This window comes from Corallococcus sicarius (assembly GCF_003611735.1).
In the GTDB taxonomy this organism is placed as follows: Bacteria; Myxococcota; Myxococcia; order Myxococcales; family Myxococcaceae; genus Corallococcus; species Corallococcus sicarius.
This window is the reverse complement of sequence record NZ_RAWG01000038.1, coordinates 1-12,219: the sequence shown is the minus strand read 5'-3', so window position 1 is coordinate 12,219 and position 12,219 is coordinate 1. Positions and strand designations below refer to the sequence as shown.

Sequence of the window (12,219 nt, the reverse complement as noted above, 5' to 3'; positions counted from 1 at the left end):
CGCTAGACTGTCCACCAACCGTGGCCCCTCGACGTCCCAACTTCAACCGGACCGTGCGCTCCCTCATCCGGGACATCGCCGCGCGCATGCCCGAGTTCAGCCACGTGAAGGCCAGTCGCATCCTGGTGGTCGCGGGCGAGGCCCGGCGCGCCTCGCGCGGCACGGTGAAGCCCCTGTGCTTCAAGGGCGGCAAGAGCATCGACAAGGCGGGCCGGCGCAAGCCGGTGGTGCGCATCCAGGACCGGCGCATCCTGTACTGCATCACCTTGCGGCCGCTCTTCTTCCGGGGCTCCACCGCGAAGGCGCGGCTGGAGACGCTGATGCACGAGCTCTTCCACATCTCGCTGCGCTTTGACGGCACCCTGCACGCGGGCCGCCGCCACGCGAAGCTGGGGGAGGACTTCGGGCGCCGGCTGCGGCCGCTCGTGCGGCGCTATCTGAAGCTGTGCCCGAAGGCGCTGCTCTCCGCCCTGGCCCACTCCGGCGAGGTGCGCGTGCTGCAATGGCTGGAGCGGCCGGGCCCGGCGTACGACCCGCGCATGGCGCGCCGCCGCGTGCGCAAGGTCTACACGGAGGAGCAGCTCTTCTCCGGCGTCGCCCGCATGGTGACACCGCGTCCCCGCGTGGTCCGCGAGGCGGGTGCCCGCGACGACAAGGTGCACTGAAGGCGCGTCGCCGCGATGTCCGTGCCCTCCGACTTCGTCAGCCTTGGCGCGCTCCACCGCGACCTGGAGGAGCTGTTCCTCCAGCACCAGGAGGCGCTGATGGGCCTGGACCTGCCCGTCGCCCGCGAGCGGCTGACGCGCTACCGCGAGGCGCTCACGCGGCACCTGGAGGCGGAGGAGGCGCTGCTGCTGCCGGAGCTGCCCCGCGCCGGACGGATCCGCGGCGCCGCGCCGGAGCTCTTCACCGGCGAGCACCAGCGCATGCGCGAGCTGCTGGCGAAGTGTCAGGACGCGGTGGACGCCCTGGACCCCGCCGCGCCGGACTACCGCCGCGCGGTGCTGCGCGTGTTCGACATGGAGGGCACGTTCAAGCACCTGGAGCACCACCACTCGCTGCGCGAGGAGACGTACCTGTTCCCCGCGCTGGACGGGGTGCTGGGCGAAGCGGAGCGACAGGCCCTGCTGGCCGCGTTCCTGGCCCGCGCGGAGGGATGAGCGGGCGGGCAGGGGGGCCGTCGTCCGCCCGCCTCTGCCTGCCCGGGTGGAGCGCGTGTTGTCTTCTTCGCGCATTCAGCCCCGGCGAAGGCGCCGGCACGAAAGAGGTCTCCTCCTGGTGGGACGCGGAGCATCGGCGCGGTGGCGGACCTGGGCGCTGTTCTGCATGGTCCTCCTGGGCCTGGGATGCGACTCGGGCGAGGAGCTGACGCCCTGCGCGCCCGACTGTGAAGGCGCGGCCTGCGCGGCCTGTGTCTCCACGCTGCCCGAGGAGGCGCTGCGGCCCGCGCTGACGTGTGACCAGCTCCCCGCGCAGGGACGGTGCCTGGGGCCCCGCGTGCTGGAGCGCTGTGAAGGCGGCGTCGTGCACCGCGAGGACTGCGGCGTGGACTCGGCCTGTGTGGAGACCCCGGAGGTCGCCTGCGTCGCGGGCGCGGCGTGTGTGGACGGTTCCTCCCGGTGTACGGAGGCCCGGTCGTGGGAGGTGTGCACGAACGGCCAGTGGCTCGCGCGCGCCTGCGAGTCCGGCTGTGAGCCCGCGCCGGGCCGGGGCTTCTGCGGCGCGCCAGGGCCCACGGTGAGCGGCACGGTGCGCTACGCCCGCCGCTTCCCGGACGCCGGGTTCCGGGGGTGGACACCGGAGGTGGGCCTCATCCCGGCGCGAGGTTTCCTCATCGTCTCCTTCCAGGGCAACACGCCGCTGGACTCGCAGGTGACGGACAGCGGCGGCCGCTTCACGTTGAAGGTGCCCGCGAACCTGCGCGAGGACGACCGCATCGTCGTGTACGCGGCGGGGCAGGGGCGCGACGGCGCGGTGGCCTACGCGGTGGCGGATCCCGGCCTCCCGGGGGAACAGCGGGTGGCCACGGTGCCGGGCGAAGGGGCGCGCATCTGGAGCTGGGCGCACTCGACGCGCGAGGTGCGGGAGCAACCGGCGTTCACCCTCACCGAAGCCGAGGGCTCCGGCGCGGCGGCGGTGTTCGACTCGCTGGGCACGGCGTGGCGCCGGATGCGCGAGCGCTACGGTGGGCGGGACGGCTTGCCCGTGGTGGCGTGGCTGGGCTTCGGGACGACGTGGTCCTGCGGTGCGTGCTTCGCGCGCTGGCCGGTGACGGCGGTGGGCCGCAAGTGGGACTCGCAGGTGTGGCTGCCCGGGGACTCGGATGCGGCGTGGTGGTCGGATGCGATGGTGATGCACGAGCTGGGGCACTGGGTGATGGCCAGTCGGGGCACCTCCCCCGACGAAGGCGGCACGCATTACGTGGGCGTGCCCACCTTCCCGGGCCAGGCATGGAGCGAAGGCTGGGCCACGTGGTTCAGCACCGATGCCCGGCGCAGCCCGCGCTACTACGACCGGCAGGGCGGGACGATGTTCTGGGTGGACCTGTCCGCGCGCGCCTCGTCGGTGAGCGCCTGGGCGCGGCCCCACGCGGAGGACGGCCTGCTCCAGCACATGGATGAGAACGAGGTCGCCGCAATCCTCTACCGCACCGCCACCAGCACCCCGTCGAGCCAGCCCCTCTACGACGCGCTCTCCTCGTCCGCGATGAACCGGGCCCCCTGGGCGCGCGGCTACACCCGGCACACCTGGAGCCGGGATGAGAAGGGCGCGCTCAAGGACGTGGTGGACACGGGCAAGCCGTCACCGTGCCTCGCGGACTTCCTGGACGCGCTGGTGTGCCAGGGCTTCCCCCGCGCCCGGGTGGACGCGGCCACCGAGCCCGCCACCGCGTTCCCGTACCCCAGCCACGAGCCCCTGTGCCCATGAAGCTGCCACGCTTGAAGCTTCGGATCCGCGTGCCTGGGCTCATGTCGCCGGAGAGCTCGAAGCTGCGAAGGAGGATGGCCGGGGCCGTGCTCGCGCTGGCCCTCGTGGGCGCGCTGTCGGCCAGCATGGCGTCCGGCGTGGACCGGGCGCGGCGCAAGAAGCTGCCCCGTGAGTCGGAGCTGCCACCGCAGTCCGAGGAGGTGCCCCTTCGCACGGTCCAGACGCCGCATGCTTCGGCGCAACCGGTGACGGTGGCCGCTCCCACGCAGACGTCTCGGAACGCGCCGTCACGCGCCGAAGGCCCGAAGCCCCAGGCCCTCACGGTGAAGCCGAACGGCCCCGTCCCTGTCGCCACCCACGCGGTGCTCACGCAGGCCGCGCCAGAGGACACGCAGGAAGCGGACGACGACGCGATGCCACCGCCGACGGTGCTCACCACCACCGCCCGCGTCCCCGCGCCCCTGCACGTCTCCTGGCGGGTGGTGGAGTCGCGCGGGGACACCGTGCGGCTCATCGCGCGGCTGGAGCGAAGCCCCGGCTTCACCGCGCCCATCGAGGTCTCCCTGCGCGTGCCGTCCCGCACGCAGCTCCAGGAAGGGCCCACGTCGCCCATCGTGCTGGAGGGAGACACCCAGGAGGTCCCCTGGACGCTGCACCTTCCGGAAGGCACGCGCCCCGACGAGGACCTGGTGCTGCTGGCGAGCGCCGAAGGCGAGTCCTTCGGCGTCCACGCGGAGGCCCGCTACCGCTTCGGCCGCGAAGTCGCGGAAGCAACGCCTCCCGCGCCCACGGGCCCGCAGCTGCCCGAAGGCTTCATGCGGCCCCGCGAGTGAGGCCGCGACTCAGTCCAGGTTGAAGTACACGTCGTCGAGGGCGCCGTGGAACTGGTCGTTGTTGCTGCCCACGCTCTTGGCCCCGATGGTGAGGGGCTGGCCCGCCGGGTTGATGTCGTAGGTGCTGGCGAGCACCGCGCTGCCCCGGGCCACGTTGTCGATGAGGATGGTCAGCGTGGTGCTGGTGCGCTGACACGTCACCTTGTGCCAGGTGCCGTCCGCGATGCCCACCGACGACTTGACGATGACGGCGCTCGCGCCGCCCGTGGTGCGCACCACGCAGCTGGGCTTGCCCGTCACCGCGTCATCGAGCTGCAGCTTCCACTGCGGCGTGGTGGAGAGCCCCTTCTGCACCAGGTTGGAGCCGTGGTCCGCGCTCAGCTCCGCGAGCGTGACGCGCACGCGCGCCCCGAAGGAGAACAGCGCCGTGCCCGGGTTGAGCGCCGCGGAGTCCGCCGCGGTGATGGCCGCCTTGGGACACGTCGTCCCCACGCAGACCGCGGGGAAGCGCACGCCCTGGCCCTCGTAGCCCGGCGTCTCGATGACGACGGTGCCGCCGTTGCTGCCCTGCGCGGTGCCCGTGTGGCCCTTGCCGCTGTCGTCCACCACGGTGGTCACCGGGTTGGACACCGCCTCGAAGCGGTAGCGCAGCTTCTGGCTCACCACCCCCGTCGCCGTCAGCGGGCCCAGCATCAGCACCGCCGTCAGCCCCGCGCGCATCGAAGTGTTCCGCATGCCCACCCTCAAGGCGTGCCGCCAGCGGCGACGAGCTTCTGGAGCGCCGTCTTCGCGTCCGCGTGGTCCGGCTGCAGGCGCACCGCAGCCTCGTATTCCTTCTTCGCCTCGTCCTTGCGGCCCGTGGACTCCAGCAGCTGCGCCAGCGCGAAGTGCGGCTCTCCGGCGATGGGGTCCACCTGCGACGCACCCCGGAAGGACTTCTCCGCCTCCTTCGCCTTGCCCTGCCGGTACAGCGTGTGGCCCAGGTACAGGAGGCCCAGCGAGTTGCGCGGCTCCACGGCCAGCAGGTCGCTCAGCACCTGCACCGCCTTGGACTCGTCACCGCCGCGCAGGTACAGAAAGCCCAGCTCCGCGCGGGCCTCCAGCTGCGCGGGGTCCTTCGCCACCACCGCCTCCAGCTCCGGCACCGCCAGGTCCGGCCGGCCGCGCCGCGAGTGCAGGATGCCCAGCCGCGCCAGCGCGCCCGTGTCCTGCTCCTCGCCCGCCGCGGGCGTCAGCAGCTTCTCCGCCGCCGCGTAGTCGCCCATGGCCAGCAGCAGGTCCGCCAGGCCCAGCTTCGCCCCGCGGTGGTTCGGATCCTCCGCCAGCACCGCCTCGTAGAGCGGCTTCGCCTGCGCGCCCACGTGCTTCTTCGCGTACGCCTCCGCGAGCACCAGCCGGTTCTCCGTCGTGGGCTGGAGCTTCAGGCCCACCGTGTACTGCGCGATGGCGCCGTCCAGGTCGCCCTTGGCCTTGAGCGCGTCGCCGTAGCCCGCGCGGGTGCCGGGCTCGTCCGGGAAGGTCTCCACCGCCGTCTTCAGCGTGGCCACCGCCTCGTCCACCTTGCCCAACCCCAGGTACGCGCGCGCGAGCCCCTGGTACGCCTCCGTCGTCTTCTTGCCGTCGTCGGCGCTCTTCTCGATGGCCTTCTGGAACGCGGCCACCGCCTGCGTCTTCTTGCCCTGCGCGAGGTACAGCTGGCCCAGCTGCGTGTACGGGCCGCTCGCGCGACGGGGCTCCAGCATCAGCGCCTTCTCGAAGGCACGCGTCGCGCGGGAGTTCTCCCCCAGCTCGAAGCACACGAGCCCCAGGTTGAAGTGCGCCTCCGCGTACTTCGGATCCAACGCGATGGCGCGGCTGAAGGCCTCCGCCGCCTTGCGCGCGTTGCCCTGGCCGTCCAGCACCACGCCCAGGTTGTTCTGCGCGCGCGCGTGCTTCGGGTCCGCCTTGATGGCGGCCTGGTACTCCGCGAACGCGCCCGCGGCGTCGTTCTCCCGCATCAGGATGACGCCCAGGTTGTAGTGCGCCTCCGCGTCGCCGTCCTTCTGGCGCAGCGCCTCGCGCAGCGTCTCCTTGGCCTCCGCGTTGAGCCCCTTCTCCGCCAGCGCCTTGCCCAGGTTCACCCGCGCCACGTGCAGCGCGCCGTCCAGCTTCAGCGCCTCGCGGTACGCCTCGATGGCGTCCTCCGTGCGGTTCGCGCGCTGGAGCACCTCGCCCAGGTTGAAGCGCAGCTCCGCGTCCTTGGGCGCCAGCTCCGTCGCCACCGAGTACTGGGTGATGGCCTCGTCCGTGTCGTCCTGGATGCGCGCCAGCAGGCCGCGCTCCGAGCGCAGCGTGGCCTCCTCCGGGAAGCCCGCCAGCGCCGCGTCCAGCACGGCCTTCGCCTTGTCCACGTCACCCGACAGCCGCAGCGCGCGCGCCAGGGCCACCTTCGCCGGCACGCCGTCCGGAGTCAGGCCCACGAGCTTCGTCAGCGGCGCCACCGCGCGGCGCGGCTGGTTCTGCGACAGGAAGGCCGTGCCCAGCTTGTAGAGCGCGTCCGGGTCGTCGGGCAGCTTGTCCGCGCGCGGGGCGACCACGGCCGGCTTGTCCGCCGGAGGGGTCTCCGGAGCGGACGGAGCAGGGGCCTGGGCAGCGAGCAACTGGAGGAGGAGGACGCCGGCTTTCGTCATCACAGGTTCTCCACGTACGGGCTGGCGCGCGCGTCGAAGGTCTTCTTGGCGAGGGCGGCCTTCTTCGCCTCCCACGCCTCCTTGGCGGTCTGCGCTTCCTTCGTGTCCTCGGCGAGCTCGGCACGCTCTTCCTTGACCGCCGCCTCGCACTCGGACACCTGCTCCTCGTAGTCCTTGGGGTCCAGGCGCTCACTGCCCTCGACCTTGGCCTTGCGCGCCGCGGTCAGCCGCGCCAGCTCGAACTTCGAGAAGGCGCAGCGCAACGACAGCTTCTCCACGTCGCGCAGGCCCACGTTGAGGCGCTGGTGCGCGCGCAGGTACTCCACGCGGGCCTCGGACTCCGCGATGGCCAGCTGCGCCACCTCGCGCGACGACGCGTCCGGGGCGCGGTCCTCCTCGTCCTCGGCGGCCTCCTGGCGGGACTTCGCCCGGCGGATGTTCTCCCGCGCGCGGTTGACCTCGTTGTCCGTCTCGTCCACCCGGTCGATGGCGAGCGCCAGGTCGTTCTCCGCCTCCAGCAGCTCGATGCGGGTCTCGTACGGCAGCTTCTTCACCAGCGAGTCCGGCACGCGCATGCCGTAGCGCGGGCCACAGGCGGAGGCCAGGAGGGTCAGGCTGAGCAGCAGGGTGCGCTTCATGGAGCGGTCGCCTCGAAGCGGCCGAAGATGGTGCGGCCGGAGTAGACGTCGGTGCCGTTGACGAAGGTCACGTTGAACTCGCCCGACACGCGGTCACCGGTGGTTTTCGGAAGGGACTTCACGAAGAGGTTTCCCCGCTGCAGGAGCGGGAAGGGGCGCACGGGTTCGTCCAGCACGCTGCGGTCCACGCTGCCCCGCTGCGAGCCATCCTCCAGCGCCTGGGCCAGGTCGATGTCCAGCGAGCCCGTGTACTCCGCGTCCGGAAGCATGTCCGTCACGCGCGCGCTCACCTTCAGCACCACGTTCTGCCCGGTGCCCTGCACGTTGATGAAGCTCACCGCCAGCGTGCCCTCCGCCAGCTGCGCGTCGGCCCGCTGGTATTTCAGGTCCAGCAGCGGCGTCACGCTGCCCTCCAGCGCGCCGCCCTCGCCACCACACGCGGTGGCGAGCGCGACAATCGCTGGAGCGATGAAGCGAAGGCGCGCGCTCACTTGCACGCCTTCCAGCCCGAGTCCACGTCCGGGCCGTTGAGCGTGCCCATGTCCTTGAGCACGGCCAGCTCGCGACGCGCGCCGTCCGTGTCGCCGAAGCGGCAGCGCAGCGCGGCCAGGTTGAGGCGGGCCTTGTCGTAGGTGGGGTCCGCCTCCAGCGCCTTGGCGTAGGCCGCCCGGGCGCCCATCGCGTCGCCCAGGTTGAGCATGGCCCAGCCCAGCGCGGCGTGCGCGGAGGCGCGCGTGTCCTGCAGCTCCGTCACGCGGCCGAAGGTGAGCTGCGCCATGCCGTACTGACGCGCGTCCAGCAGGCCCATGCCCAGCGCCTCCAGCGCCTCGGCGGACAGCACCTTCTCCGCCTTCTTGCGCAGCTCGTCCAACGCCGTGGGCTGCGTGGGCGCGGCCGGCTGCGGCACCGGCAGCGCGGCCACGTCCGTGCGGTTGCGGCAGCCCAGCACCGCCGCGTTGAAGACCTCCAGCGACTCCGCGCGGGACAGGCACGCCTTGAAGGCGTCATCCGAGCGGGCCTTGAGCGGTCCCACCTGCTGCTTCACCGCGTCCTGGAACTGCTTCGTCTCCGCGGCGGACAGCCCGCCCGGAACCGGCGTCTGGTCCACCACGTCCGCGATGTGGCCGTACGCCAGGGCAATCTTCCACAGCGACGCCACCGCCCACTCCGGATACCCGAGCGACGCGGCCTGCGTGTACACGCCCTCCATGGACTGGAGCGCGGCGACCTTCTCCTCCACCTTGTCGGCGGGCAGGTCCTTGTAGCCGCGGTAGAGGATCTCTCCCAGGTACCACAGCCCCTTGGCCGCCTCTTCCGACTGGCCGTTGGGGCCCTGCACCGCGGCGGTGAGGGTGGCGATGAGCGCGTCCGCGTTGGCCGTGGGCGCCGTCGTCGCCTGCACCTCCGCGAGCACCGCGGCGGCCGCCACGTTGTTCTTGTCCAGCCGCAGCGCGGTCTCCGCCGTCGTCTTCGCCCGCGCGTAGTCCTTCTGCTTCAGGCGCGTCTCGGCGAGCAGCGCCAGCACCTCGCCCTTGCGAGCCCCGGCCGCCTCCGCCGCCGTCTCCAGGTTGCGGGACGCTTCCTTGTACTCGCCCAGCGCGAGCCGCAGCCGCGCGCCGGCCATCCAGCCGTCCACCGCCGCCAGGTCGCCGCCCAGCTTCTGGCCCACCTGTTCAAACCAGCTGGCCGCCTCGTTGAAGGCCGCCGCTTCCGCCGAGTGCCGCCCCAGCGTCAGGAGCACGTCCGACAGGTACTGGCTCTTCGGGTAGGACTGCACCAGCTTCGTGCCCAGCTCGCGCTCGCGGGGCAGGTCGCGCTTCTCGCGCGCCGCGGTGAACGCGCCGTAGAGCGCCTTCTCGCCGATGTCGGTGTTCTTGTTCTCGTCCGCGACCTTCATCAGGCCTTCGATGACGTCGCCCGTCTCCTGCGCGCTCCGCAGGGCCATCTCATCCAGCGCCTCCGCCTTGCTCTGGGTGAGGATCTTCTGCACCTCCCCGCGGAAGTTGGCCGGCAGCGAGGACGCGAGGAACTTGCGGCCCGTCTCGTCCAGCTTCTTGAAGTCGTTCACCTGCCGCAGGCTGTCCAGGGCCAGGTTGCCGGCCACCGGCGCGTCCTTGTACGCCGGGTGCGCCAGCGCGAACGCGGTGAACAGCTCCGATGCCTTCGGGTAGTCGCCGTCCTCGTAGTAGGCGCGCGCGATGTTGAACTTCACGTCCAGCACGTGCGGGCTCTGCGGGTAGCGCGACACGTAGCTTGCGCCCAGCAGCTTCAGCGCCTGCCGCGCGTCGGCGACCTCGAAGGCGTTGCGCTTGAGGGCCTCCTCCGGCTTGAGCGTGGAGAAGTGCGCCAGGAGCGCGCCGTACATCGCCGCGTCCACCGCCTTGTTGTCCTTCGCCTTGTCCTCGTAGCGGGCCAGCTCCTCGAACTGGCGCGCGGCGTCCGGGAACTCCTTCGCCGCGAAGAGGGCGTCCGCGCGGTTCTTCATGATGGGCCGCACGTACTGCTCGGGCCGGAACAGCCCCAGGTACTCGCGGTAGGCCTGCGCGGCCTTCACGTACAGGTCGCGCTGGTCGCTCTTCTGCGCGGCCAGGTGCACCTGGGTGGACAGGTCGCGCGCCATCTCCTCCAGCTCCGCCAGCTGCTTCTTGCGGTCCGTGTCCCCAAGCTCCGGATCCGTCTTGCTCTGCACGGCGGCGCGCACGAGGAAGCGGATGTCATCCGGCTCCGGCATCACCTTGCCCTTGGAGGCCTTGAGCGAGTCGTACAGCTTCTGACCGCGCTCCAGGTCCATCTCCGGGTCCGGCTGCACTTCCATCAGCTTGCGCAGCGCGGGGATGGCCCACTCGTACTGCTGCTTGATGAAGTAGCGGTTGCTCAGCTTGTCCAGCGCGAGCGAGTACGTGGCGCGGCTGTCGCTGAGCTTCTCGAAGTAGTTGAGCGCGCCCTTGGGGGGCTTGGCCTCGGTGTAGCTGTACACGAGGTCCAGCAGCGCCTCGCGCTTGACGTTGAGCGCCTTCTTCACGTCCACGCCGGGCAGGGGCGCGCTGGCGGCCGCCGCCTCGAAGAACGTGACGGCCTCCGCGTGCTTGGCCTGGTTCACGCGGATCCAGCCCATCTTGTAGCGGGCCAGGTCGTGCACCGGCGAGGGCGGCAGCTCCAGGATGGCCTGGTAGTGCTTCTCCGCCTCGACGAGGTCCGCCTTGTCGAAGAAGTGGTCACCGAGAATCTGCTCGGCTTCCAGCCGCAGCGGGCTGTTGGGGTACTTGCGCGTCAGGTCCCCCAGCGTCTTGAGCATCTCGTCGAACTGGCCCAGTTCGCGCTGCTCGTGCGCCAGGTAGAACGTCACCTGATCGCCGTCCTTGAAGTCCGGGTACTCGCGCAAGAGGCGGTAGTACATCTGCACCGCCTTCTGCTTCATCAGGCGCGTCTCCGGGGAGACGATGGCGCCCGACGCGCCCTCCGGCCGCTGTTCGGCCTGGAGGTAGTAGACGTAGCGGCTCTTCTCCACGAAGAGCTCCGCCAGCCGGAACTGCAAGTCCGGCAGGTACGGCGCGTTGCGGCTCTTGGAGATGAGCCGCTCCGTCTCGCCGATGGCGCGGTCCACCTTGAAGATGTCGCGCTTGAGCTTGGTGATGAGCTCGTCGCGCTCCTTCGCCTTGGAGACGATGGGGTTGAGGTTGGGCCCGGCGCGGCCGGCGGCGCCAGGAGCAGCGGCCGCGAGCATCGCGGCGGTGATGAGGCCGGTGAACGGGCCGGTCATGGGGTTTCCTCGATGCAACGGCTCTCGATGCGGACCCGGTAGGACTTGAGCTCGTCGTTCCAGTATTCGTTGTCGAAGCGGAAGGCGACCTGCGCGGGGGACAGCATTTCCTCTTCCTCGGCGGCCACGACCTGGGCGCCCTTCTTCACGCGCTCGTACAGCTTGAGCCCGACCTCGTACTCCATCAGGCGCACCTGTTCGGCGGCGCGCAGCAGCGTGTCCGCCTCCTGGCGCACGGCCTCCGCGAGCCGCGCGTCGTACACCCGCACGGCCTCCGCGTGGGACAGGTCATACAGCCGCGTCAGGTGCCCGAAGAGCCGGTCGCCGAAGCTGCCGGCGTAGCGGCCCAGGCGCTCACCCTCCAGGTCCAGCAGGGACACGAACCGGGAGGCGCGCTTGGTGCCGCCGTGCGCGTTGGCGGCGCGGCGCAGGCGCACGTCCTGGCTCAGGTCCTCGCGGCTGCGCACGGACTCCAGCGAGTCCGCGTACCTTCGCGTCAGCTCCTTCGCGGCGCGCTTGGCGGGCAGGTAGTGGCACAGGTCGCGGAAGATGAGCGCGCGCAGCAGGTACTTGTCCGGCAGGAACTCGTCGCGGAAGGACGGCGCGTCCAGCGTGGTGAGGATGCCCAGCGACGCCCTCAGTTCGCCCAGCTTGTAGCGGGTCCACGCCTCTTCCAGGTAGAGGCTCGCGCGGCCGGGGTCCAGGTCCGGCAGCTTCACCTTGCCGTACGCGTCCAGCGCGCCCGGGTAGTCCTTGCGCTCGTAGCGCAGGCGGGCCACGGCGAGCGCGGCCTCGTTGCGCGACTCGCGCGTGAGCTTCTCGTCCTCGGACAGGGTGAGGAAGTCCTTCACCATCTCATCCGGCGGATCCTTCACCTGCTTGAGGCGGGTGACGAGCAGGGCGAACTTCGCGCGGCTGGCCTCGGCGCTCGTCTCCGGCAGCTTGGAGAAGTGCGTGCCCGCCCAGCGCTCGTTGCCCACGCGCAGGTCCACCAGCCCCTGCTGGTAGTGCGCGTACGCGCCCGTCTCCTCCGGGAGGAAGCCCAGGTCGAGCGCGCCGAACACCTGCTCGTCGATCATCACCTCGTCGTGCGGCCGGTCCGTCAGGTCCTTCAGCGCGTCCAGCGCGCGCGGCAGCACGTTGGGGTTGGTGCGCTCGCGCGCGATGCGCGCCAGGTACGTGGCGCCCGCGTGCGTGAGCCCCAGGTCGATGAGGCTCTTCGCGAGGAAGTACTGCCCCCACGCGTAGTTGTCGTCCGTGCGCGGCGTCGCCTGGAGCCACGCGTACAGCGGGCCCGCGGCGTCGCGCGGCTTGCCGTCGAAGTAGGCCTTGAGGGCGTTGTCGAAGACCTCCGGCGCCACCTTCTGCGGCGGGGGCGGAGGGGCCTCGGC

The 12,219-nt window shown here is 71.4% G+C and carries 10 protein-coding genes; 4 read left to right on the top strand and 6 right to left on the bottom strand.

Annotated features, from left to right (window positions below):
- Nucleotides 1-20 precede the first annotated feature (20 nt).
- From D7X12_RS08385 to D7X12_RS08370, 4 genes are all read left to right on the top strand, one after another.
- Nucleotides 21-665: a hypothetical protein gene (locus D7X12_RS08385; RefSeq protein WP_120624742.1), complete on the top strand. Its 645-nt coding sequence runs from the start codon at nucleotides 21-23 to the stop codon at nucleotides 663-665.
- A gap of 15 nt (nucleotides 666-680) precedes the next feature.
- Complete coding sequence (locus D7X12_RS08380) at nucleotides 681-1,160, top strand: hemerythrin domain-containing protein (RefSeq protein ID WP_120624741.1); 480 nt, start codon at nucleotides 681-683, stop codon at nucleotides 1,158-1,160.
- 118 nt (nucleotides 1,161-1,278) lie between these two features.
- Nucleotides 1,279-2,928 (top strand): hypothetical protein, encoded by a 1,650-nt coding sequence (locus tag D7X12_RS08375; RefSeq protein ID WP_244224434.1) that lies wholly within the window; start codon nucleotides 1,279-1,281, stop codon nucleotides 2,926-2,928.
- On the top strand, nucleotides 2,925-3,761 hold the full coding sequence (locus D7X12_RS08370) for a hypothetical protein (RefSeq protein WP_147443579.1): 837 nt from the start codon (nucleotides 2,925-2,927) through the stop codon (nucleotides 3,759-3,761). The genes D7X12_RS08375 and D7X12_RS08370 overlap by 4 nt, the downstream gene beginning before the upstream one ends.
- 9 nt (nucleotides 3,762-3,770) lie before the next feature.
- On the opposite strand, the gene D7X12_RS08365 is transcribed toward D7X12_RS08370, so the two are convergent.
- The 6 genes from D7X12_RS08365 to D7X12_RS08340 all read right to left on the bottom strand — a co-directional run.
- Nucleotides 3,771-4,496, bottom strand: coding sequence for a laminin G domain-containing protein (locus D7X12_RS08365; RefSeq protein ID WP_120624738.1), 726 nt, complete (start codon nucleotides 4,494-4,496; stop codon nucleotides 3,771-3,773).
- Between the two features lie 8 nt (nucleotides 4,497-4,504).
- Complete coding sequence (locus D7X12_RS08360; RefSeq protein ID WP_120624737.1) at nucleotides 4,505-6,430, bottom strand: tetratricopeptide repeat protein; 1,926 nt, start codon at nucleotides 6,428-6,430, stop codon at nucleotides 4,505-4,507.
- Nucleotides 6,430-7,068, bottom strand: a complete 639-nt coding sequence (locus D7X12_RS08355) for a hypothetical protein (RefSeq protein ID WP_120624736.1) — start codon at nucleotides 7,066-7,068, stop codon at nucleotides 6,430-6,432. The genes D7X12_RS08360 and D7X12_RS08355 overlap by 1 nt, the downstream gene beginning before the upstream one ends.
- Nucleotides 7,065-7,559, bottom strand: coding sequence for a hypothetical protein (locus D7X12_RS08350; protein ID WP_244224433.1), 495 nt, complete (start codon nucleotides 7,557-7,559; stop codon nucleotides 7,065-7,067). The genes D7X12_RS08355 and D7X12_RS08350 overlap by 4 nt, the downstream gene beginning before the upstream one ends.
- On the bottom strand, nucleotides 7,556-10,828 hold the full coding sequence (locus D7X12_RS08345) for a tetratricopeptide repeat protein (protein WP_120624735.1): 3,273 nt from the start codon (nucleotides 10,826-10,828) through the stop codon (nucleotides 7,556-7,558). The genes D7X12_RS08350 and D7X12_RS08345 overlap by 4 nt, the downstream gene beginning before the upstream one ends.
- Nucleotides 10,825-12,219: hypothetical protein (locus D7X12_RS08340; RefSeq protein WP_120624734.1), on the bottom strand; the 1,395-nt coding region annotated here is incomplete at its 5' end. The genes D7X12_RS08340 and D7X12_RS08345, both read right to left, overlap by 4 nt.

Coding starts and splice junctions, on each gene's coding strand:
- D7X12_RS08360 (WP_120624737.1), bottom strand. CDS start 6,430: ATGACGAAAGCCGGCGTCCTCCTCCTCCAGTTGCTCGCTGCCCAGGCC.
- D7X12_RS08365 (WP_120624738.1), bottom strand. CDS start 4,496: ATGCGGAACACTTCGATGCGCGCGGGGCTGACGGCGGTGCTGATGCTG.
- D7X12_RS08370 (WP_147443579.1), top strand. CDS start 2,925: ATGAAGCTGCCACGCTTGAAGCTTCGGATCCGCGTGCCTGGGCTCATG.
- D7X12_RS08355 (WP_120624736.1), bottom strand. CDS start 7,068: ATGAAGCGCACCCTGCTGCTCAGCCTGACCCTCCTGGCCTCCGCCTGT.
- D7X12_RS08345 (WP_120624735.1), bottom strand. CDS start 10,828: ATGACCGGCCCGTTCACCGGCCTCATCACCGCCGCGATGCTCGCGGCC.
- D7X12_RS08380 (WP_120624741.1), top strand. CDS start 681: ATGTCCGTGCCCTCCGACTTCGTCAGCCTTGGCGCGCTCCACCGCGAC.